Annotated in this window: 18 protein-coding genes; 8 read left to right on the top strand and 10 right to left on the bottom strand. The window is 72.6% G+C overall.

Annotation, left to right across the window (positions count from 1 at the left end):
• Positions 1 to 3 precede the first annotated feature (3 nt).
• A complete protein-coding gene (locus tag ACZ2G1_RS02040) occupies positions 4 to 921 on the bottom strand; it encodes a dihydrodipicolinate synthase family protein (RefSeq protein WP_017832794.1) in 918 nt (305 codons plus the stop codon).
• 71 nt (positions 922 to 992) lie between these two features.
• Positions 993 to 1889, bottom strand: a complete 897-nt coding sequence (locus ACZ2G1_RS02035) for a heme o synthase (protein WP_017832795.1) — start codon at positions 1887 to 1889, stop codon at positions 993 to 995.
• A 408-nt stretch (positions 1890 to 2297) separates the two neighbouring features.
• Here ACZ2G1_RS02035 and tkt point away from each other — a divergent pair, with 408 nt between their 5' ends.
• The 8 genes from tkt (at position 2298) to ACZ2G1_RS01995 (ending at position 12988) form a co-directional block, all read left to right on the top strand.
• Complete coding sequence (gene tkt, locus ACZ2G1_RS02030; RefSeq protein ID WP_470377407.1) at positions 2298 to 4433, top strand: transketolase; 2136 nt, start codon at positions 2298 to 2300, stop codon at positions 4431 to 4433.
• 55 nt (positions 4434 to 4488) lie between these two features.
• A complete protein-coding gene (tal, locus tag ACZ2G1_RS02025; RefSeq protein ID WP_017832797.1) occupies positions 4489 to 5595 on the top strand; it encodes a transaldolase in 1107 nt (368 codons plus the stop codon).
• Between the two features lie 56 nt (positions 5596 to 5651).
• Complete coding sequence (locus ACZ2G1_RS02020; protein ID WP_470377406.1) at positions 5652 to 7268, top strand: glucose-6-phosphate isomerase; 1617 nt, start codon at positions 5652 to 5654, stop codon at positions 7266 to 7268.
• A gap of 164 nt (positions 7269 to 7432) precedes the next feature.
• Positions 7433 to 8944 (top strand): glucose-6-phosphate dehydrogenase, encoded by a 1512-nt coding sequence (gene zwf / locus ACZ2G1_RS02015; RefSeq protein ID WP_017832799.1) that lies wholly within the window; start codon positions 7433 to 7435, stop codon positions 8942 to 8944.
• On the top strand, positions 8941 to 10074 hold the full coding sequence (locus ACZ2G1_RS02010; protein WP_109268939.1) for a glucose-6-phosphate dehydrogenase assembly protein OpcA: 1134 nt from the start codon (positions 8941 to 8943) through the stop codon (positions 10072 to 10074). Before zwf ends, ACZ2G1_RS02010 begins: the two co-directional genes overlap by 4 nt.
• Positions 10071 to 10820, top strand: coding sequence for a 6-phosphogluconolactonase (gene pgl / locus ACZ2G1_RS02005; protein ID WP_470377405.1), 750 nt, complete (start codon positions 10071 to 10073; stop codon positions 10818 to 10820). The genes ACZ2G1_RS02010 and pgl overlap by 4 nt, the downstream gene beginning before the upstream one ends.
• 190 nt (positions 10821 to 11010) lie before the next feature.
• A complete protein-coding gene (locus tag ACZ2G1_RS02000) occupies positions 11011 to 12090 on the top strand; it encodes a hypothetical protein (RefSeq protein WP_470377404.1) in 1080 nt (359 codons plus the stop codon).
• A gap of 34 nt (positions 12091 to 12124) precedes the next feature.
• Positions 12125 to 12988 carry a hypothetical protein gene (locus ACZ2G1_RS01995; RefSeq protein ID WP_470377403.1) on the top strand — a complete coding sequence of 288 codons (864 nt, stop codon included), beginning with the start codon at positions 12125 to 12127 and terminating at the stop codon, positions 12986 to 12988.
• A gap of 135 nt (positions 12989 to 13123) precedes the next feature.
• Here ACZ2G1_RS01995 and secG read toward each other — a convergent pair whose 3' ends face one another.
• From secG to uvrC, 8 genes are all read right to left on the bottom strand, one after another.
• Complete coding sequence (gene secG, locus ACZ2G1_RS01990) at positions 13124 to 13378, bottom strand: preprotein translocase subunit SecG (RefSeq protein WP_035923973.1); 255 nt, start codon at positions 13376 to 13378, stop codon at positions 13124 to 13126.
• 70 nt (positions 13379 to 13448) lie between these two features.
• Complete coding sequence (gene tpiA, locus ACZ2G1_RS01985; RefSeq protein WP_017832804.1) at positions 13449 to 14264, bottom strand: triose-phosphate isomerase; 816 nt, start codon at positions 14262 to 14264, stop codon at positions 13449 to 13451.
• A gap of 79 nt (positions 14265 to 14343) precedes the next feature.
• Positions 14344 to 15567: a phosphoglycerate kinase gene (locus ACZ2G1_RS01980; protein WP_470377402.1), complete on the bottom strand. Its 1224-nt coding sequence runs from the start codon at positions 15565 to 15567 to the stop codon at positions 14344 to 14346.
• 40 nt (positions 15568 to 15607) lie between these two features.
• Entirely contained in the window at positions 15608 to 16612 is a 1005-nt protein-coding gene (gene gap, locus ACZ2G1_RS01975; RefSeq protein WP_031282661.1) for a type I glyceraldehyde-3-phosphate dehydrogenase, read from the bottom strand.
• A gap of 230 nt (positions 16613 to 16842) precedes the next feature.
• Positions 16843 to 17823 carry a DNA-binding protein WhiA gene (whiA, locus tag ACZ2G1_RS01970; RefSeq protein ID WP_470377401.1) on the bottom strand — a complete coding sequence of 327 codons (981 nt, stop codon included), beginning with the start codon at positions 17821 to 17823 and terminating at the stop codon, positions 16843 to 16845.
• Between the two features lie 50 nt (positions 17824 to 17873).
• On the bottom strand, positions 17874 to 18953 hold the full coding sequence (locus ACZ2G1_RS01965) for a gluconeogenesis factor YvcK family protein (RefSeq protein ID WP_017832808.1): 1080 nt from the start codon (positions 18951 to 18953) through the stop codon (positions 17874 to 17876).
• Positions 18954 to 18984: 31 nt separating this feature from the next.
• Positions 18985 to 19911, bottom strand: coding sequence for an RNase adapter RapZ (rapZ, locus tag ACZ2G1_RS01960; RefSeq protein ID WP_126346345.1), 927 nt, complete (start codon positions 19909 to 19911; stop codon positions 18985 to 18987).
• Between the two features lie 101 nt (positions 19912 to 20012).
• Positions 20013 to 22061, bottom strand: a complete 2049-nt coding sequence (gene uvrC, locus ACZ2G1_RS01955; protein ID WP_470377400.1) for an excinuclease ABC subunit UvrC — start codon at positions 22059 to 22061, stop codon at positions 20013 to 20015.
• Positions 22062 to 22072 lie beyond the last annotated feature (11 nt).

Below are 22072 nucleotides of genomic sequence, written 5' to 3'. Positions count from 1 at the left end.
CCCTCAGGCCCGCTCGTCGGGCGCCTCGTCGAGCAGCTCCTCGACGGCCTGGGCCAGGCGCTGCCGGCTGGCCGAGGGGATCGGCAGCAGCGGCCGCCGCGGCGGGGCCGTGCTGACGCCGCACACCTCGGCCAGGGCGTACAGGGAGCTCAGGGGCCGCTCCTGGCGCAGGATCTCCATCAGCGGGGTCAGCGCCGCCTGCCAGGTGCGCACCGCGCGGTCGTCGCCCGAGACCACCGCGGCCCGGAAGGCGGCGTACTGGCGCGGGAGCACCGCGGCGATCCCGGAGTGCCAGGCCGCGGCGTCCGGTGCCGCCTCGTGGAGCAGCCGCTCCCCGCTGACCCCGTGGGCCGTCCCCGGCTCCGCCAGCTCGGCGAACCGGTGCCGACGTGCGGCGAGGTCCGCCGGGGAGTCCGCGGTGTCCTTGAATGCGCTGACGTTCTCCAGCCAGGACAGCTCGGCGGCGAGCTCCACCGGGTACGTGAAGCCCGTCGTCGTCGGGTTGTTGTAGATGCACAGCGGCAGGGACACGGCCGCCGAGACCGTCTCCACCTGGTCGGCGATCTCCTGGGAGACGAGCGGGATGTAGGACAGCGGGTTGAGCACGAGCCCGTCCGCCCCGCCGTTCTCCGCCGCGTAGGCCATCTCGAGGACCTCGCGGGTGGTCATCGCGGAGATCCCCGCCCCCACCGGCACCCCGGAGCCGCGGGCGGCCTCCACGGCGACGCCCACGACCTCGGCCCGCTCCTCCCCGGAGAGGTACGCGAAGCTGCCCGAGCTGCCCAGGACCACCAGGGCGTCCACGCCCGATCGGGACAGCCGGCCGACGTAGCGCCCGAAGGACTCCAGGTCCAGGCGGCCACCCTGCTGGAAGGGTGTGATCGGGTAGGCGACGAGCCCGGTGAAGGTCATGCTGAGCATGCGACCATCCTAGGTCCGGCCGGTCCCCCGGCCGGACGCGGGCGCCGCGGGGCCCGCCGGCCCCGTCGGGCTCAGAGGACGGGGCCGCCCACGAACGGGTCGACGGCCAGGGCGAGGAACACGAAGGTGATGTAGGCGATCGAGCCGTGGAAGACGTGCATCGCCTGCTTGTCCGTGGGCCGGCCGGCCACCGCGAGGGCGTGCAGCTTGTGGCTGTGGCCCACGAACCAGGCGCCCGAGGCCAGGGCGGTCACGGCGTAGACCCAGCCGGCGCCGCCGACGGGGACGAGCAGCAGCGAGCACACCACCGTGGCCCACGCGTAGAGGACCACCTGGCTGCCCACGGTGCGGGCCCCGGCCACGGCGCCCAGCATGGGGACCCCGGCGCGGGAGTAGTCGTCGGCGTACTTCATGGACAGCGGCCAGTAGTGCGGCGGGGTCCACAGGAAGATGAACAGGAACAGCACGAGCGCGGGCCAGTCTAGGCCGCCCGTCACGGCGGCCCATCCGATCAGCACCGGCATGCACCCGGCGACCCCGCCCCAGACGATGTTCTGGGCGGTGCGGCGCTTGAGCACGATCGAGTAGAAGACGGCGTAGAGGAAGATGGCCGCCGCACCCAGGGCGCCGGCGAGCACATTGACCCCGATCGTGAGCCAGGCGACCGACACGGCCGTGAGGACCCACGCGAAGACGAGGGCCTCGCGGTCGGTGACCTCTCCGGTGACCAGCGGGCGCTTGGCCGTGCGCTTCATCACCCGGTCCTCGTCCCGATCGATGTAGCAGTTGAAGGCGCCGGCCGCACCCGCCGCGAGCGTGCCGCCCACGAGGGTGTTGAGGATGAGCCAGAGGTTCGGCATGCCCTGCTGGGCGAAGATCATGGTCGGCACGGTCGCCACGAGCAGCAGCTCGATGATCCGCGGCTTCATGAGGGCCACGTAGGCCCGCACCTTCCGGGAGGCCGTCATCCGTCCCTCGCTGCGGGGAGCCGCCGCATCACCCGTGTACCCGTTGCCGAGGACGGCTCGTCCTGCGGGTCCCGACGTCTCGAGTGAGTTCACAGAATCATTGCTCCCGGTTGCGGTGGTGTTCCCCCGGCTCCGTGCGCGAGGTCGGCCCGGAGACGGTGCGTCGCCGGCACGCAGGAGCGGTCGGCGCGGTGGTCGCGGGCGCGGAAGAAGGTCCTATACAGCATAGCGCGTGGCGGCGTCCGTTCCCGCTCCGGACATGACGGGAAAGACGTCCGGGGCCCCGGGAACCGGTGCCGTCGGTCACACGCCCGAAATGCGCGTGACCTAAGCTGGACCCAAACCGCCGGTCCACGACCGGCACCCGCTGCGCACGGCAGCGGACCCCAATGGAAAGGGCACCGAATCTTGGCGACCGAACTCGATCAGAAGCTGACCTGGACCGAGCAGGACCGGCGTGCCGTGGACACGGTGCGGGTGCTGGCCGCGGACGCGGTGGAGAAGGTGGGCAACGGCCACCCCGGCACGGCGATGTCCCTGGCCCCCGCGGCGTATCTGCTGTTCCAGAAGGTGATGCGCCACGACCCCACCGACGACCGGTGGACGGGCCGTGACCGCTTCATCCTCTCCCCCGGGCACACCTCGCTGACGCTGTACCTGCAGCTGTTCCTCTCCGGCTACGGCATGGAGCTCGAGGACATCGAGTCCCTGCGGACCTGGGGCTCGAAGACCCCGGGCCACCCCGAGTACCGGCACACCACCGGGGTGGAGATCACCACCGGCCCGCTGGGCCAGGGCCTGGCCTCGGCCGTGGGCTTCGCCTACGCCCAGCGCTACACCCGCGGCCTGTTCGACCCCGAGGCCCCCGCGGGCCAGTCCGTCTTCGACCACACCGTGTACGTGATCGCCTCCGACGGCGACCTCCAGGAGGGCGTGACCTCCGAGGCGTCCTCGCTGGCCGGGGTGCAGGAGCTGGGCAACCTCGTGGTGATCTACGACCAGAACCACATCTCGATCGAGGACGACACGGACGTGGCGTTCACCGAGGACGTCCTCAAGCGCTACGAGGCCTACGGCTGGGACGTGGCCCGGGTGGACTGGACGAAGACCGGGGACTACGTCGAGGACGTCGAGGAGCTCTACGCCGCGATCCGCGCTGCGAAGGCCGAGACCGCCAAGCCCTCGCTGATCGCCCTGCGCACGATCATCGGGTACCCGGCGCCGGGAAAGCAGAACACCGGCGGCATCCACGGCTCCAAGCTCGGCGCCGAGGAGGTCGCGGCGACCAAGGAGATCCTCGGGTTCGACCCCGAGAAGTCCTTCGTGGTGGAGGACGAGGTCATCGCCCACACCCGCGGCATCCAGGACCGCATGAAGCAGGTCCGCGACGAGTGGGAGCGGCAGTTCCAGGCCTGGCGGGAGGCCAACCCGGAGCGGGCGAAGCTCTACGACCGGATCCGCGCCGAGGAGCTGCCCGAGAACTACGCCGACGCGTTCCCCGTCTTCGAGGCCGGCAAGGACGTGGCCACCCGCTCGGCCTCCGGCAAGGTGATCAACGCGATCGCCGACACGTTCCCCGAGCTGTGGGGCGGATCGGCCGACCTGGCCGGCTCCAACAACACCACCATCGAGTCCGCGCCCTCCTTCATCCCCGAGGCCCGCTCCACCGCGAAGTGGACCGGCAACCCCTACGGGCGGGTGCTGCACTTCGGCATCCGCGAGCACGCCGCGGCGGCGATCGTCAACGGCATCACCATGTCCTCCCAGACCCGGGCGTTCTCCGGGACGTTCCTGATCTTCTCCGACTACCAGCGCCCGGCCGTGCGCCTGGGCGCGCTGATGAAGGTCCCCTCGATCTACGTGTGGACCCACGACTCCATCGGCCTCGGCGAGGACGGACCCACCCACCAGCCCGTGGAGCAGCTCTCGGCGCTGCGCGCGATCCCGGGCCTGGACGTGGTGCGCCCGGCCGACGCCAACGAGACCGCGATCGCGTGGCGGACGATGCTGGAGAACCGGCACGGCCCGGCCGGCATCGCCCTGACCCGCCAGAACGTGCCCACCTTCGCCCGGACGGACCTGCACCCCGAGGCCGAGGGGGAGAAGTTCGCCTCCGCCGAGGGCGTGGCCCGCGGCGGCTACGTCCTGGCCGACACCGAGTCCACCCCGGACGTGATCCTCATCGGCACCGGCTCCGAGGTCTCCCTGGCCGTGGAGGCCCGCGAGCAGCTCAAGGCGCAGGGGGTGGCCGCCCGCGTGGTGTCCATGCCGTGCCGGGAGTGGTTCGACGCCCAGGACGCCGAGTACCGCGAGTCCGTGCTCCCGGCGGCCGTGCGGGCCCGCGTGTCGGTGGAGGCCGGGATCGCCATGTCCTGGCGTGACCTGCTCGGCGAGCACGGGCGGGCCGTGTCCCTGGAGCACTTCGGGGAGTCCGCCGACTACGAGACCCTCTACCGCGAGTTCGGCATCACCGCCGAGGCCGTCACCGCCGCCGCCCAGGAGTCCCTCACCGCCGCGCAGGCCACCGCCTCCGTGGGCCGCTGAGCCCCGGCGCGCACCGACCGACCACCTTCCCCCGAGCACGAGGAGTGACAGACACATGACCACCCCCACCCAGAAGCTCTCCGACGCCGGCGTCTCGATCTGGCTCGACGACCTCTCCCGCGAACGCCTTGCCTCCGGCGGGCTGCAGCGGCTGATCGACGAGAAGGACGTCGTGGGCGTGACCACGAACCCGACGATCTTCGCCGCCGCGCTGGCCAAGCACGACGCCTACGAGGACCAGGTCAAGCAGCTCGCCGCCGCCGGCACGGACGTGGACGAGGCCGTGCTGGCCATCACCACCGACGACGTGCGCGACGCCTGCGACCTCTTCGCCCCCATCGCCGAGGCCACCCAGGGCGAGGACGGGCGGGTGTCCATCGAGGTGGACCCCCGCCTGGCCCAGGACGCCGAGGCGACCGCCGCCATGGCCCAGCGCCTGTCCCAGACCATCGACCGCCCCAACGCGCTGATCAAGATCCCCGCCACCGAGGCGGGCCTGCCCTCGATCACCGCGACCATCGCCGAGGGGATCTCCGTCAACGTGACGCTGATCTTCTCCCTCGAGCGCTACCGCGCGGTCATCAACGCCTACCAGCTGGGCCTGGAGCAGGCGCTCGAGAACGGCAAGGACCTCTCCACCATCCACTCCGTGGCGTCCTTCTTCGTCTCCCGGGTGGACTCCGAGGTCGACAAGCGCCTGGACGCGATCGGCACCGACGAGGCCGCCGCGCTCAAGAGCAAGGCCGGTCTGGCCAACGCCCGGCTCGCCTACCAGATCTACGAGGACGCCCTGGCCACCGAGCGCTGGGAGCGGCTGGCCTCGGCCGGGGCGAACCCGCAGCGCCCGCTGTGGGCCTCCACCGGGGTGAAGGACCCGTCCCTGCCGGACACCCTGTACGTGACCGGGCTGGTGGCCCCGAACACCGTGAACACCATGCCGGAGAAGACCCTCGAGGCCACGTTCGACCACGCCGAGGTCACCGGGGACACCGTCACCGGCACCTACGCGGAGTCCAACGAGCTCCTGGACCGGATCGCCGGCGTGGGGATCTCCTACGACGAGGTCGTCGCCCAGCTCGAGGCGGAGGGGCTCACCAAGTTCGAGGACTCCTGGGCGGAGCTGCTCGACACCGTGCGCGCCGCCCTCGACAACGCCCGCTGAGCCCGTCCCGTCCTGACCCGAGCACCGTCCGTGCCGCCCCACCCGAAGGAGAACCCATGAGCTCCCTGTCCGTCCAGACCTCCGGCGCCGCCCGCGAGGCCGTCGACCGGCACGTGCCCGCGCTGGTGGGCGACAGGTTCGCCTCCAAGCTCTTCGCCCAGGACCCCACCCTGTGGGGCGCTGCGGCCGAGGACGAGTCCGCCAAGCGGCTGGGCTGGGTGGAGGCCGCCGAGGTCTCCCGCCCGCTCGTCGCCGAGATCACCGCGCTGCGGGAGGAGTTCGCGGCGGAGGGCGTGGACCGGTTCGTGCTGGCGGGCATGGGCGGGTCCTCCCTGGCCCCCGAGGTGATCACCCGGACCGCCGGGGTCGAGCTGTTCGTGCTCGACTCCACGGACCCGGAGATGGTGGGCGCGGCCCTCGCCGACCGCCTCGAGCGCACCGCGATCGTGGTCTCCTCCAAGTCCGGCTCCACCGTGGAGACCGACTCGGCGCGCCGGGTCTTCGCCCGGGCGTTCGAGGACGCGGGCATCGACGCCGCCTCGCGCATCGTGGTGGTCACCGACCCCGGCTCGCCCATGGAGGCGTCCGCACGGGAGGCCGGCTACCGCCGGGTCTTCACCGCCGACCCGACCGTGGGCGGGCGCTTCTCGGCGCTCACCGCCTTCGGCCTGGTCCCCTCCGGTCTGGCCGGCGTGGACGTCGGGGCCCTGCTCGACGACGCCGACGAGGCCGGCGAGGTGCTGCGCGAGGACGTCGAGGACAACCCCGGCCTGCACCTGGGCGCGGCGCTCGGCGGCACGCAGCCGCTGCGCAACAAGCTCGTGTTCCGGGACCTGGGCTCCGGGATCGCCGGGTTCGCCGACTGGGCGGAGCAGCTGATCGCCGAGTCCACGGGCAAGGAGGGCAAGGGCGTGCTGCCCGTCGTCGTCGGCGCCGGCGACGCCCCGGAGGCCTCCTCGGGGGCCTCCGACGTCCTCGTCGTGGAGCTCGTCGGCGTGGACGAGGAGCAGGCCCCCGAGGGCGACGTCGTGCGGGTCTCCGGCTCCCTCGGCGCCCAGCTCATGCTGTGGGAGGTCGCCACCGCGGCGGCCGGGCGGCTGCTCGGCATCAACCCGTACGACCAGCCCGACGTGGAGTCCGCCAAGAACGCCACCCGCGCCCTGCTCGAGGACAAGCCGCAGCCCACGGCCGCGGACGTCGTGGACGGGCCCGTGGAGATCCGCGGGGCGCAGGAGCTGCTCGACGGGGCGCAGACGGTCGAGGACGCGCTCGCCAAGCTGCTCGCGCAGCTGCCGGAGACCGGCTACCTGTCCGTGCAGGCGTACTTCGACCGGCTCTCGTGGGCCGAGCTGGAGAGCGTCCGCCCCGTCCTCGCCCGGGCCACCGGCCGGCCCGTGACGTTCGGCTGGGGCCCCCGGTTCCTGCACTCCACCGGCCAGTACCACAAGGGCGGACCGGCGGAGGGCGTGTACCTGCAGATCACCGCCGCCTCGGAGACGGACCTCGAGATCCCGGACAGCCCGTTCAGCTTCGGCGAGCTGATCTCGGCCCAGGCCGACGGGGACGCCCAGGTCCTCGCCGACCACGGGCGGCCCGTGCTGCGGCTGCGGCTCGCGGACCGCGCCGCCGGCGTGGACCGGCTGCGCCGGGCCGTCGACGCCCTCGGCGGCTGACCCGGCCGGCGCGACCGGACCGCTGACCTAGAATGGGAGCACGCCACGGTCGGCGCGGGAGTTCGTTCCCGCGCCGACCGTTGCGCGTGCAGGCCCCCGTGGGTGCCACGGCCCCGCAGAGACGTGAAGGAGTACCGTTGCCAGACAACAACGCCCGCAATCCCCTGCGGGACCCGAGGGACAGGCGGCTCGTCCGGGTCGCCGCCCCGTCGGCGCTCGTGCTCTTCGGCGTGACGGGAGACCTCGCGAAGAAGAAGCTGCTGCCGGCGATGTACGACCTCGTCAACCGGGGTCTGCTGCCGCCGTCCTTCGCGCTCGTCGGCTTCGGCCGCCGCGACTGGTCCCACGAGCAGTTCCGCGAGGTGGTGCGCGAGTCCGTCGAGGCGCACGCCCGCACCCCCTTCCAGGAGGACGTGTGGCGCCAGTTCGCCTCCGGCGTCCGGTTCGTGCGCGGGGAGTTCGACGAGGACAAGGCCTACGAGGCGCTCAAGTCGACCCTCAAGGAGCTCGACGTGCACTCCGGGACGCGCGGCAACCACGCGTTCTACCTCTCGATCCCGCCGAAGGCGTTCGAGACGGTCTGCCAGCAGCTCGCCGACCACGGCCTGGCCCAGCACGAGAACGCCTCCGGGTGGCGCCGCGTGGTCATCGAGAAGCCCTTCGGCCACGACCTCGAGTCCGCGCAGGAGCTCAACGCCATCGTGGAGCGGGTGTTCCCGGCGGACTCGGTGTTCCGCATCGACCACTACCTGGGCAAGGAGACGGTGCAGAACATCCTGGCGCTGCGCTTCGCGAACCAGATGTTCGAGCCCCTGTGGAACGCGCAGTTCGTGGACCACGTGCAGATCACCATGGCCGAGGACATCGGCATCGGCTCCCGCGCCGGCTACTACGACGGCGTGGGCGCGGCCCGCGACGTCATCCAGAACCACCTGCTGCAGCTGCTGGCCCTCACCGCCATGGAGGAGCCGCTGTCCTTCCAGGCCCACCACATGCGCGCCGAGAAGGCGAAGGTCCTGGCCTCCGTCGTCGTTCCCGAGGACCGGGCGGCGCACTCGGCGCTCGGCCAGTACGAGGCCGGTCTGCAGGGCGGTGAGCGCGTGCGGGGCTTCCTCGAGGAGCAGGACATCCCCGCCGACTCCCGCACCGAGACCTACGCGGCGCTGCGCGTGGACATCAACAACCGCCGGTGGGCGGGCGTGCCGTTCTACCTGCGCGCCGGCAAGCGCCTGGGCCGGCGGGTGACCGAGATCGCGGTGCAGTTCAAGAACTCCCCCAACCTGCTGTTCGGGGACAACGGCCACGAGGACCTGGGACAGAACGTCATCGTGGTCCGGATCCAGCCCGACGAGGGCGTGACCATCCGGCTGGGCTCCAAAGTGCCCGGGACCCAGTCGGAGATCCGGGACGTCACGATGGACTTCGGCTACGGCCACTCGTTCACCGAGTCCAGCCCGGAGGCCTACGAGCGCCTGATCCTCGACCTGCTGCTCGGGGAACCACCGCTGTTCCCCGACCACGAGGAGGTCGAGCTGTCCTGGCGGATCCTCGACCCCTTCGAGCAGTGCTGGTCGGAGCAGGAGATCATGCCGGAGCCGTACGCGCCCGGGTCCTGGGGACCCGCCGCCGCCGACGAGCTGCTGGCCCGCGACGGACGCGTCTGGAGACGACCGTGATCGTTTCGATGGAGAACACCACCACCTCGGCCATCGACAAGAAGCTGAGCCAGCTGCGGGACCAGCACGGCGTCGTGACGCTCGGCCGGGTCCTCACGCTCGTGATCCTCGCCCAGGCCGGGCACTCCGAGGCCGCCCTGGAGGCCGCGAACTTCGCGAGCCACGAGCACCCGTGCCGGATCCTCGTGCACGTGGCGCACTCCCAGGCCGAGAGCACCCGGCTCGACGCCCAGCTGCGCATGGGCGGTGACGCGGGCGCCTCCGAAGTCATCGTGCTGCACGGCTACGGCGAGCTCGCCGAGCCCACCGAGACCCTGTTCTCGGCGCTGCTGCTGCCGGACGCGCCGATCGTCGCCTGGTGGGCGCACACGGTGCCGCCGCCCTCGCCGCACACCTCGTCCATCGCCGGGATCGCCCACCGCCGGATCACGGACTCCGCGCGCAGCGACGACGCCTACGAGGCGCTCGCCGAGCTGAGCACCCGGTACGTCCCCGGCGACACGGATCTGGCCTGGACCCGGGTGACCAACTGGCGGATCCAGCTGGCCGCGGTCCTGGACCAGGCGGAGCCCGCGCCCGTGCGCGAGGTCGTCGTGGAGGGGTGCGGCCGCTCCCCCAGCGTGGTGCTGCTCGGCACGTGGCTGGGCACCCGGCTCGACGCCGACGTGACGCTGGTCAACAGCCCCGGGCCCCGCCGCCTCGACCGGGTGACCCTCGTCCGGGACGACGGCGAGATCGTGCTCGAGCGCCCGGGCCGGTCCGTGGCGATGCTGCGGCAGCCGGGTCAGCCCGACCAGCAGATCGCCATGCCCGTGCGGGACCTCAACGCCTGCATCGCCGAGGAGCTCCGGCGCCTGGACCCCGACGAGGTCTACGGCGAGGTGATCACGACCGGCCTGCGGGACGTGCGGATCGCCCAAATCGTGGACACCGCCGGCGAGCTCACCCCCGGCGCCGCACGGTTCCTCGCCGAGCACGGCGGCCACCTCCCCGACCGGGACCGGACGACGCCCGACGACGCCCCGGCCGACGAGCCAGCGGAACCGGACTCCGGTGCGGTCCCGGCCGCCGAGGCATCCGTCCCGGCACCCGAGACGTCCGTCCTGGCCCCCGGGGAGGAGCGCGCATGAGCGCCGAGCTGGAGACCGTCGCCCACCCGGACAAGCAGTCGCTCGCCGCGGACACCGCGGACCGGGTTCTCGACGTGGTCGTGGCGGCGCAGGAGGAGCGCGGGGCGGCGAGCCTCGTGCTCACCGGCGGGAGCATGGGCGCCGCGGTGCTCGCGGCCCTCGCCGCCTCCGCCCGCCGGGACGAGGTCGACTGGACCCGGGTCGACGTGTGGTGGTCGGACGAGCGCTTCGTGGCCGGCGACAGCGCCGAGCGCAACTGCGTCCAGGCCGTCGAGGCCGTGGGCGGGGCCCTGGACCTGAACCCGGACCGGGTGCACTACATGGGCAGCGCCGACGACTTCGCCACCGCCGAGGACGCCGCCTTCGACTACCGGCGCGAGCTGGCGGCGGCGGCCGACGCGGAGCAGCGGACGGAGGCGTACCCCCGGTTCGACCTCTCGCTGCTGGGCCTGGGCCCCGACGGCCACGTGGCCTCCCTGTTCCCGGGGCTGCCGCACATGCACGAGCAGGACGCCACCGTGCTGGGGGTGCGAGACTCCCCCAAGCCCCCGCCGGAGCGGGTGACCATGACGCTGCCGATGATCAACAGCGCGGAGCGGGTCTGGTTCCTCGTGGCCGGGGCGGACAAGGCAGGGGCGGTCGCGGCCGTCCGCGGCGGCGCCCCGATCGAACGCACGCCCGGGGCCGGGGTGCGCGGGACCGAGGAGACGCTGCTGCTGGTCACGCAGGACGCCCTCGACGGCTGACGCGTCGGGCCGCCGGGGCGAAGCACCCCGAGTGACCGGACGGTAGTCACGCCGTAGTGACGCCTGTGCCGTCATGCTCACCGATGAGAGTCGGCACCCGAGCGCCTGGCGAAGAGAACGGGATCCATGACCATGGAGATCCTGCGTACCTGTGGCGACATCCGGACGAGCGCGGACGGCCGGTGAGGTCGTGTTCCCGGCACGTCCCGTCCGCGTCGGCACCGTCCTGGCCGCCGGCGTCCTCGTGGTGCTCACGGCGTGCGGCCGGGGCGGACCCGACGACGGCGCCGAGCCGGCGAACGGATCCCCTGCGGCCGAGCAGACCACCGAGCCGGAATCGGACCTTTCCGCGCGGACCTCGGACGGCTCCACGGACCTTCCGAGTGCCGAGCCCGGCTCCGAGGACGCCGCCGGGCCCGGGCGTGACGGCTCCGACCGCGACCGATCCGACGGTGCCGCTCCCGACGGTGCCGCTCCCGGCGGTGGGAGCAACGGCGGTGGGGGTCCCGACGGTGCGCGTCCCGGCGGCGAGGGCAACGGCGGTGCGCGTCCCGGCGGCGGGAACGGCGGCGAGGGCAGCACCCCGGCCCCTCCTCGCGTCGCTCCCGTGATCGGCGGTCTGCCGATCGGACCCGTCGGTCCCGGAGAACCGGGATGGTACGTGGCCCTGCGCGCCGGCACGTGCGACCACGACAGCCTGGCCGGCGCGAGCGCGCAGGACGCCGCCTCCCTGTTGTGCCGGGCGGCCGTGACCAACGACGAGGCGCTCTGGTCCCAGGGGGCGGCGGCACTGGCTGCCGCGCCGCTGCCGCAGAGCTGTCACGACGTTGCGGCGGTCGCCATGCTGCAGCGTCTGGTGCAGTTCCACCGGGACCACCCCGAGGACGTGCCCGTGCTCGTCGACACGCCGGGCACCGCCTGCCCCCTGTTCATCACGGGGCTCGCGACCGCGCCGGACGAGGCCGGCGAGTCCGCCGTGCCCGTGCCGCCGTGCGGAGGCGTTCCTGTCCACCTGCGCGGAAACGTGCAGGACCGGGCCCTGCCCGTGGGCAGCGTGCAGTTCGTCACCGTGGGCCCGACTCCCGTGCCGATCCAGTGGGCATCGACCGGACCGTTCTTCGTGGCGCCCCCGGCACCGGTCCCGGAGGCGGGTGGTTCGCTGCCGGTGGCCCTCTCGGGCTCCGGCTACGTGCTCGAGGACCCGGCCCTCAGCACGGTCGCCCTGGACTACGCCCCCGGCACGACGGCATGTCCGGCCCCCGGCTCCTGACGGGCCGCTGCGGCTGCGGTACCGGGCGGCAACGATGACGGAGACCGCTGCCCCGACCGGCTCCGTGTGGTCGCACGTCCTGGGCTACGTGTCGGTCATCGGGCCGCCGGCCACCGTGGTCACGGCCCTGGTGTTCTACTTCGGCTGGGCTCGCGCGAAGGCGCAGGCCGAGTGGATGGGACTGCACGTCAACCTGTTCGGCTACACCACGCGGGACTTCGCGCTGCTGAGCATCAGCGCGCTGTACCTGCCGCTGCTGCTGCTGGTCGCGCTGGCGATGCTGTGGGTCTGGCTGGACCGGCTGCTGCGGAGACGCATCGACCGGGGAGCGGCCGGCAGGTGGGCGACCGCACTGCCGCGGGCGGCTCTGCTCGGTGCAGGGGCCCTGATCGGCCTCATGGTCGTCCTGCTGTTCGCCGAACGCGTCTACAGCCCGCTGTACGCCCCGTACCTCGTCACCGCCGGCGTGCTCGTGGCCGCGTGGGCCGTCCGCATCCGCCGCTGTGCCGCCGCCGTCGAGGGCCCTCGACGGCCCGCCGAGCAGCAGGCCGTCGAGGCGACGCTGCTCCTGGTCCTCGTGGCGCTGCTGCTCTTCTGGGGAACCTCGAACTTTGCGGAGGCCCGCGGACGGGGGCTCGCGGAGGATCTCGAGGTGAACCTGCTGTGGCTGCCCCGGGCGCAGGTCTACAGCCAGGAACCACTGGGCCTCGACGTCCCGGGGGTCTCGACGCACGAGCTGGGCACGGCCGAGGCCCCGCTGTACCGCTACGACGGGCTACGTCTGCTCACCGTCAGCGGGGAACGGTACTTCTTCCTCCACGAGGGGTGGTCCGTCGAGGAGGGCACGGTGGTGGTGCTGCCCGACGACGCCTCGTTGCGGGTCCAGTACGGGCGCTGATCCGGGGCGCGGTGACCGCACGCCAGCGGGGGCATGCGGCGGCCCCTCAGCGCGGACGACCCCCGGCTTCCCCGGCCGAGCACGGACGTCCGTGGTCGACCGGGGAGGCCGGGGGTCGTTCGACCAGCCGTCGGCTCAGACGGCCACCTCGGCGAAGCGCATGGTCAGCGCGTAGGCCGCGATGGACAGGGCCCAGACCACGGCCGTGGTGGTGGTGAGGCGGACCAGGTTCTTCTGCGCCACGCCCGAGGTGTTGAGGGACTGGGTCATGCCGCCGCCGAACATGTCGGAGAGGCCCCCGCCCTTGCCCTTGTTGAGCAGGACGAGGAGAACGGCCAGAAGGCTCGTGAGCACGATGATCGCCAGGAGCACGTTCTGCAGAATTTCCACTGGGGCCTTCCCTCGGGGGTGTCCGTCGAGCAGCCGCGCCCGGCGGGCGCGGACGGTCAGGGGGTCGTGATCAGTCGGTCACGAGGTGCTGCTCGAACCTGGCAATGCTAGCAAACTCCTCGGCGTCGAGGCTGGCGCCGCCGACGAGGACGCCGTCCACGTCCTTGCCCTTGAGGATCGAGCCGGCGTTGGCGGCCTTCGCGGAACCGCCGTAGAGGATGCGGGTCTTCGCGGCGGTCCCGTCGTCGTAGAGCCCGGCCAGCTCGGCGCGGATGGCGGCGGCCATCTCCTGGGCGTCCTCGGGACCGGCGACCTCGCCGGTGCCGATCGCCCAGACGGGCTCGTAGGCCACCACGAGCTCGGCCACCCGGTCCGCCTCGAGGCCGGCGATGGAGCCGCGCAGCTGCTCGAGCGTGAAGGCGACGTGCTCGCCGGCCTGCCGGACCTCGAGGCCCTCGCCGACGCACAGCACCGGGACCAGGCCGTGGCGGTGGGCGGCGGCGATCTTGGCGTTGCACAGCTCGTCGGACTCGCCGTGGATCGTGCGGCGCTCGGAGTGGCCCACGAGCACGTAGGTGCAGCCGAGCTTGGCCAGGAACTGGCCGGAGATGTCGCCGGTGTAGGCGCCGGAGTCCTGGTCGGAGAGGTCCTGGGCGCCGTAGACGACGCGCAGGTCGTCACCGTCCACGAGGCTCTGGACGGAGCGGAGGTCGGTGAACGGCGGGAAGACGGCCACCTCGGCGCGGGAGTAGTCGTGCTTGGCGTCGTCCAGGGTCCACGCCAGCTTCTGCAGCAGGGTGATCGCCTGCGCGTGATCCATGTTCATCTTCCAGTTGCCGGCGATCAGCGGCGTGCGGTCGAACTGACCGTTGGTCTGCGAGGTCATGGGGACTCCTGTCCGCGGCGGGTGCGCCGCTCGTCGTGCGGTTCGGCAGTGGTGCGCTTGGCGGCGGGGAGCGTGCGGGTCAGGCGCCCAGGGCCACGACCCCGGGGAGCTCCTTGCCCTCGATGAACTCGAGGGAGGCGCCGCCACCGGTGGAGATGTGCCCGAACTGGTCGTCGGAGAACCCGAGGTTGCGCACGGCCGAGGCGGAGTCGCCGCCGCCGATGACGCTCATCGCGTCCGAGGCCACCACGGCCTCGGCGACCGCCCGGGTGCCCCCGGCGAAGGCCTCCATCTCGAACACGCCCGCGGGGCCGTTCCAGAACACGGTCCTCGCGCCGCGGATCCGCTCGGCGAACAGCTTCGCGGACTCGGGGCCGATGTCCAGGCCGAGACCGGTGGAGCCGATCTCCCCGTCCTCGATGGCGTCGACCGGGCGCACCTCGTGCGCGGCGTCCGCGGCGAACTCCGCCGCGTAGACGATGTCCACGGGCAGGACGATCTCGGTGCCGGCCGCGGAGGCCTTCTCGAGGTAGTCCTTGACCGTCCCGATCTGGTCCTGCTCCAGGAGCGACCCGCCCACGGAGTGCCCCTGGGCGGCGAGGAACGTGAAGACCATGCCGCCGCCGATGAGCAGCGAGTCGGCCTTGCCGATGAGGTTCTCGATCACGGCGAGCTTGTCGGAGACCTTGGACCCGCCCATGACCACCACGAAGGGGCGCTCGGGGGCGGAGACCACCTTGGTGAGCACGTCCAGCTCCCGCTTGACGAGGTCGCCCAGGTAGGCCGGGAGCCGGTGGGCGATGTCGAACACGGAGGCGTGCTTGCGGTGCACCGCACCGAAGGCGTCGTCCACGTAGGCCCCGTTCTCGCCCGTCAGGGCGGCGAGCTCGTCCGCGAAGGCACCGCGCTCGGCGTCGTCCTTCGAGGTCTCGCGGGGGTCGAAGCGGACGTTCTCGATCACGAGCACCTCGCCGTCGGCGAGGGCCTCGGCCTTGGCCCGGGCGTCCTCCCCGACGACGTCGGAGGCGACCGCCACGGGGAAGTCGGCCAGCTCGGCCAGCTTCCGCGCGGCGGGCGCGATCGAGTACTTCGGGTCGACCTGCCCCTTGGGCCGGCCGAGGTGCGCCATCACGATGACGCGGGCCCCGGCGTCGGCCAGCTTCTTCAGGACCGGCAGCGATGCGCGGACGCGCCCGTCGTCGGTCACGGTGGAGCCGTCCAGGGGGACGTTGAGGTCGGAGCGGACCAGGACGCGGCGCCCGGCGACGCCGTCGGCGATCAGTTCGTCAAGTGCATGAGCCATGCCACTCACCCTACCCCGGCGGCGTCGCGCGGCGACGGGCTCAGAGCTGCGCGCCGACGTGGGAGACGACGTTGACGAGGCGGGAGGTGTAGCCCCACTCGTTGTCGTACCAGGCGATGACCTTGACCTGGTTGCCGATGACCTTCGTCAGCGGGGCGTCGAAGATCGTGGAGATGCTGTCGCCCTGGATGTCCGAGGAGACGATGGGGTCCTCGGTGTACTTGACGATGCCCTTCATGGGGCCCTCGGCGGCCTCCTTCATGGCGGCGTTGACCGACTCGACGGTGACCTCCTTCTGGGCGTCGAAGGTGAGGTCCACGACGGAGCCGGTGGGCACGGGCACGCGCACGGCGAAACCGTCCAGCTTGCCCTTGAGCTCGGGCAGCACGAGGCCCACGGCGGCGGCGGCGCCGGTGGTGGTGGGCACCATGTTGAGGGCGGCGGCGCGGGCGCGGCGCAGGTCGCTGTGCGGGCCGTCCTGCAGGTTCTGGTCCGCGGTGTAGGCGTGGATGGTGGTCATCAGACCCCGCTCGATGCCGAACGCGTCGTTGAGGACCTTCGCCATGGGCGCGAGGCAGTTCGTGGTGCAGGAGGCCGCGGAGACGATGTTCATCGACGCGGCGTCGTAGGTGTCGAGGTTGACGCCGGGCACGAACGTGCCGTCGATCTCCTTGCCGGGGGCGGACAGGACGACCTTCTTGGCGCCGCCGTCCAGGTGGGCCTTGGCCTTGGAGCCGTTGGTGAAGCGGCCGGTCGACTCGACGACGACGTCCACGCCGAGCTCGCCCCAGGGCAGCTTGGCGGGGTCGGGCTCGGCGAGGAACTTGACCTCGTGGCCGTCGACGCTCATGGTGTCGCCGTTGAGCGTCACCTCGCCGGGGAACCGGCCCATGATGGAGTCGTACTTGAAGAGGTGGACCAGGGCCTCCGGGTCCGTGAGGTCGTTCACGGCCACGACCTCGATGTTCTCGCCCTGCTCGCGCGCCGCGCGGAGGAAGTTGCGTCCGATGCGTCCGAAACCGTTGATGCCCACTCGAATGGTCACTGGGTACTCCTGTGTTGGTCGGGGTCTGGATCGTTGAACCAGGTCCCATTCTACGTGGTTATCCCTGGGATGTCTTGGGGTCGTGAAAGATTGACCCGGTATTCATCACCAAACCCACACAAAACCACATCGAGGGATGCGGACCCTCGGAAACCCACGCGGGACCAAAGCCCTCTCCCGGCGCGGCCCCGGAGTGACCGCGCCGGCGCAGCGCCGCCGGAGCGCCCCGCTCAGGAGGGCATGGCCTCCGCGGCGACACCGGCGTCGGTGCCCGGGAGGTTCAGCTCCTCCGCCCGGCGGTCCGCCATGGCCAGCAGCCGGCGGATCCGGCCCGCCACGGCGTCCTTGGTGAGCGGGGGGTCGGCGAGCCGGCCCAGCTCGTCGAGGCTGGCCTGCTTGTTGGACAGCCGCAGCTCCCCCGCCTGCCGCAGGTGCTCCGGGACCTCGTCGCCGAGGATCTCCAGGGCGCGCTCGACCCGGGCGCCGGCGGCCACGGCGGCCTGCGCGGAGCGGCGGAGGTTGGCGTCGTCGAAGTTGGCGAGGCGGTTGGCCGTGGCACGCACCTCCTTGCGCATCCGCCGGTCCTCCCACTGGAGGAGCGTCTGGTGGGCGCCCATCCGGGTGAGCAGCGCGGCGATCGCATCCCCGTCCCGCACGACCACCCGGTCCACGCCGCGCACCTCGCGGGCCTTCGCGAGGACGCCGAGCCGGCGGGCCGCGCCCACGAGCGCGAGGGCGGCCTCCGGGCCGGGGCAGGTGAACTCCATCGCGGCGGAGCGGCCGGGCTCCGTGAGGGAGCCGTGGGCCAGGAAGGCCCCGCGCAGCACCGCTTCGGCGTCGGCCACGGCCCCGTTGACCACGGCGGGCGGGAGCCCGCGCACGGGGCGCCCGCGCGAGTCGAGCAGTCCCGTCTGGCGGGCGAGGGCCTCGCCGTCCTCGACGACGCGCACCACGTAGGAGCTCCCGCGCCGCAGTCCCCCGCCGGAGACGACCACGATCTCGCTGTCGTGGCCGAAGACCTCATGGACGGCGCGGCGCACCCGGCGCGCGGTGGCGCCGAGGTCCACCTCCGCCTCGACGACGATGCGTCCCGAGACGATGTGGAGCCCGCCCGCGAAGCGCAGCAGGGCGGAGAGCTCGGCGCGGCGCTCCGAGGACCTCTTGATCTCGAGGCGGGACAGTTCTTCCTTCACCGATGACGTCAGGGCCACGCGGTTCCTTTCCTGGGGATGCTGGGGTGTGTGGGGGTGGGGCGGCAGGCTCAGCGGTGGCGCTCGAAGATCTCCTGGTAGGCGGCCGCGAGCCGGAGCGTGTTGTGCACGGCGGTGCCGGGGTGCGCCCGGACGTCGGCGTAGAAGACCTCGGCGCCCAGGCCGCGGGCGACCTCCTCGAGGTCGGCGCCGTCCTCGGTGGCCGAGGGGTCGGCGAGGACCACGTCCAGGGTCAGCTCGGGACAGTAGTCGTGCAGGACCCGCAGGTGGTCGGCGGCGGTCTTGCCGCGCGTCTCGGTGTCCGGTGAGAGGTTCAGGGTGACGCAGCGGCGCGCCGGCGAGCCGCAGATCGCCTGCCGCAGCTCGGGCAGCAGCAGGTGCGGCAGCACGGAGGTGTGCCACGAGCCCGGCCCCATGATCACCCAGTCGGCGAGCCCGACCGCCTCGACCGCCTGCGGGCAGGCCGGGGCGTCCGGGGGCACGAGCCGCACGTTGCAGACGTCGGCCTGCTTCGCCAGGACCGCCTGCCCGGTGATCGTGCGGACCGTGCCGGCCTCGCCCGCGCAGCCGCTCGCGCTCCCGCCGGACAGGGCGCCGGGGACGTCGCCGGCGATGACCAGCGGCTGCGTGGACATCGGCAGCACCCGGCCGCGGGCGCCCAGCAGGGCGCCCGCCCACTCGAGCCCCGCCACCGGGTCCCCCAGCAGCTCCCACAGCGTGACGATGAGCAGGTTGCCCAGCGCGTGGTTGTCGAGGGTCGTGGTACGCCCCTCCGAGGAGCTGAACCGGTGCTGCATGACGTCGCGCCACGTCCGGCCCCACTCGGAGTCGTCGCACAGCGCGGCGAGCGCCATCCGCAGGTCCCCCGGGGGCAGGACGCCGAGCTCGTCGCGCAGCCGGCCGGAGGAGCCGCCGTCGTCGGCCACCGTCACGACCGCCGTGAGCACCGGGGTGATCCGGCGCAGCGCGGCGAGGTTCGCCGAGAGCCCGTGCCCGCCGCCGAGGGCGACCACGGAGGGGCTGGCGCCGCCGGGCCGCCGGGCGGAGGGGTCGGGCGAGTGGTGGGGGTCGGCATCGGCGCCGCTGCTGAGGGGCAGCCGGGGGAACGCGCCGGTGGGAGGAAGGGTCATCGGGGGTCCCATCGCGGTGAGGGCGAGCCGGTCACTCCCGGCCCATGTCCCGGTGCTGGATGTTGACCGTCACGAGCGGCAGCTTGGCGAGCCTGCGGGCCACCTCCTCGCTCACGGCCACGGAGCGGTGTTTCCCGCCCGTGCAGCCGATCGCGATGGTGGCGTAGTGCTTGTTCTCCGTACGGTATCCCGCGAAGACGGGTTCGAGCATGGCGACGAACCGGTCCACGAACTGCCGGGGGCCGTCGTCCTGGAAGACGTAGTCCCGGACCTCGTCGTCCTTGCCGGTGCGGGGGCGCAGCGACGGGACCCAGTGCGGGTTGGGGATGAACCGGACGTCGGCCACGTAGTTGGCGTCCGCGGGGACCCCGTACTTGAAGCCGAAGCTGAGCACGGTCAGGCGCAGGACCACGGGCCCGTTCGTGGAGAACAGGTCGGCCACGGCCCGGGACAGGGCGTGCACGTTGAACGCGGAGGTGTCCAGGACCACGTCGGCCGATTCCCGCAGGTCCGTCAGCAGGGCGCGCTCGGCGCGGATCCCGTCGAGGATCCGGCCGCCGGCCTGCAGCGGGTGGGGCCGGCGCTGGTGCTCGTAGCGGGAGACCAGGACCTCGTCGGCGGCGTCCAGGAAGAGCACCGAGAAGTCGACGTCGGACGCCTCGAGGGCGGCCAGCGTCTCCTTCATATCGCTGAACAGGGCCTTGCCGCGCACGTCGATGACGACCGCCAGCTTGGGCAGGGCCTGCGGGGTCCGGGAGACGAGGTCGGCGAGGGTGTGCAGCATCTGCGGCGGCAAGTTGTCGACCACGTACCAGCCGAGGTCCTCGAGGGCGTTCGCGGCCGTGCTGCGCCCGGCCCCGGACATGCCCGTCACGACGAGCAGCTCCGAGCTGGTCGGTTTCGCGTGGCCGGTCCCGTCCGCCGTCCCGACGTCCGCTCCGGCGGTGTGCTCGCTCATGTCCGCTCCGTCTCCCGTCGTGGTGGCCTGCGCCCGGTGGTCCCGCCCAAGCCTAACGAAGTCGGCGGGGCCCCGCCGTGACCCCGGCGGCGCGCCCGGGCTCAGGACAGCACCTCACCGGTGGTCATGTTGACCGCCGGGGCGGTGGTGTCGTCGGAGGCCTGCAGCGCGGCGGCCACCTTCTCGGCGAGGGTCCGCCCGAAGCCGGGGACCTGCTCCAGCTCCTCGACCCGGGCCGCCCGGAGCTTCTTGACGGAGCCGAAGTGCTTGAGCAGGGCCTTCTGCTTGGCGGGGCCCACCCCGGGCAGCTCGTCGAGCACGGAGACCGTCATGGCGGAGGAGCGCTTCTTGCGGTGGAAGGTGATGGCGAAGCGGTGGGCCTCGTCGCGGATCCGCTGGAGGAGGTAGAGGCCCTGGCTCGCGCGCGGCAGGATCACGGGGAACTCGTCGTCCGGCACCCACACCTCCTCGAGCCGCTTGGCCAGGCCCACCACGTGGACGTCGTCGATCCCGAGCTCGCGCAGCGCCCGGGCGGCGGCGGCGACCTGCGGGGGCCCGCCGTCGACCACCACCAGGCTGGGCGGATACGCGAAGCGCGCCCGCTCGGGGGCCTCGGTTCCGGCGTCCACCTGCCCGGTGCGCGGCCCGGCGGCCTCCCGCTCGGCCTGCTCCTCGAGGTGGCGGCGGAAGCGCCGGGAGATGACGTCGTGCATGGACGCGGTGTCGTCCCGGGCGGCCTCGCCGGTGACCGAGAACTTCCGGTAGTCCGACTTCTTGGGCAGCCCGTCCTCGAAGACGACCATGGAGGCGACGACGTTGGTCCCCTGCACGTGCGAGATGTCGTAGCACTCGATGCGCATCAGCGGCACGGGGATGTCGAGGGCCTCCTGCAGCTCCTGCAGGGACGCGGAGCGGGTGGTGATGTCGCCGGCCCGCCGGGACTTGTGCAGCTTCAGTGCCTGCCGGGCGTTCTCCTGCACCGTCTCCATCAGGTGCGCCTTCTCCCCGCGCTGCGGCACGGCGATCGTCACGCGCGATCCGCGCAGCCCCGAGAGCCACTCCTCGAGCCGGTCGGTGCTGTCGGCGGGCTCGGAGAGCAGCACGGTGCGCGGGATGGCGTCCTCCCGGTAGGCGAGCTCCGCGGAGGGCCGGTGCTTCGATCCGCCCGAGGACGGGGGCGCGGCGGCGTGGGCGCTCTCGGCGGCGTCCGCGGCGGTGTCGCCGTAGACCTGCTCGAGCAGCTGCTCCAGCAGGCGTCCGCCGTCGGCCTCCTCGACCTTCTCGGTGACCCAGCCGCGCTGGCCGCGGATCCGGCCGCCCCGGACGTGGAAGACCTGGACGGCGGCCTCCAGCTCGTCCTCGGCGAGCGCGAAGAAGTCGGCGTCGGTGCTGTCGGAGAGCACCACGGCGTTGCGCTCGAAGGCCTTCTCCAGGGCGGCGATGTCGTCCCGGCGCGCGGCCGCGGTTTCGAAGTCCATGGCCGCGGCGGCCTCCTGCATCTGCCGCTGCAGCTCCTTGATGAACGGGGTCGCGTGCCCGGCCATGAACCGGCACAGGTCCTCCGCGAGGGCGTAGTGGTCCTCCTCGGAGATCCGCCCCACGCACGGGGCGGAGCACTTGTCGATGTAGCCCAGCAGGCACGGGCGCCCGGACTGCTCGGCGCGCCGGTAGACGCCCTTCGAGCAGGTGCGCACGGGGAACACCCGCAGCAGGGCGTCGAGGGTCTCGCGGATCGCCCAGGCCTGGGAGTAGGGGCCGAAGTAGCGGTTGCCCTTCTTCTTCTCCCCCCGGACCACCTGGGCCCGCGGCACGGACTCGGCCATCGTGACGGCGAGGTAGGGGTAGGACTTGTCGTCCCGATAGGCGATGTTGAACCGGGGCTTGATCTCCTTGATCCACGTGTACTCGAGCTGCAGGGACTCCAGCTCGCTGCCCACCACGGTCCACTCGACCCCGGCCGCGGTGGTGACCATGGCGCGGGTCTTGGGGCTCAGGGCGTGCGGGGGCGCGAAGTAGGAGCTCAGCCGGTTGCGCAGGTTCTTGGCCTTGCCCACGTAGACCACGCGCCCGTACTCGTCGCGGAAGCGGTAGACCCCCGGGGCGGTCGGGATGTCCTGGCGGGCGGGGCGGTAGCTCTCCGGATCGGCCACGGTCCGGTCCC

The sequence above is a fragment of the Kocuria sp. KKT182 genome (assembly GCF_055635395.1).
This window is presented reverse-complemented; position numbering and strand designations above follow the sequence as displayed.

Excerpts from the sequence above, each read along its gene's own strand:
- tal (WP_017832797.1), top strand. The coding sequence starts at position 4,489 with ATGACCACCCCCACCCAGAAGCTCTCCGACGCCGGCGTCTCGATCTGG.
- ACZ2G1_RS01980 (WP_470377402.1), bottom strand. The coding sequence starts at position 15,567 with ATGGCTCATGCACTTGACGAACTGATCGCCGACGGCGTCGCCGGGCGC.
- ACZ2G1_RS02040 (WP_017832794.1), bottom strand. The coding sequence starts at position 921 with ATGCTCAGCATGACCTTCACCGGGCTCGTCGCCTACCCGATCACACCC.
- ACZ2G1_RS02020 (WP_470377406.1), top strand. The coding sequence starts at position 5,652 with ATGAGCTCCCTGTCCGTCCAGACCTCCGGCGCCGCCCGCGAGGCCGTC.
- pgl (WP_470377405.1), top strand. The coding sequence starts at position 10,071 with ATGAGCGCCGAGCTGGAGACCGTCGCCCACCCGGACAAGCAGTCGCTC.
- rapZ (WP_126346345.1), bottom strand. The coding sequence starts at position 19,911 with ATGAGCGAGCACACCGCCGGAGCGGACGTCGGGACGGCGGACGGGACC.
- ACZ2G1_RS02035 (WP_017832795.1), bottom strand. The coding sequence starts at position 1,889 with ATGACGGCCTCCCGGAAGGTGCGGGCCTACGTGGCCCTCATGAAGCCG.
- ACZ2G1_RS01995 (WP_470377403.1), top strand. The coding sequence starts at position 12,125 with ATGACGGAGACCGCTGCCCCGACCGGCTCCGTGTGGTCGCACGTCCTG.
- tpiA (WP_017832804.1), bottom strand. The coding sequence starts at position 14,264 with ATGACCTCGCAGACCAACGGTCAGTTCGACCGCACGCCGCTGATCGCC.
- ACZ2G1_RS01965 (WP_017832808.1), bottom strand. The coding sequence starts at position 18,953 with ATGACCCTTCCTCCCACCGGCGCGTTCCCCCGGCTGCCCCTCAGCAGC.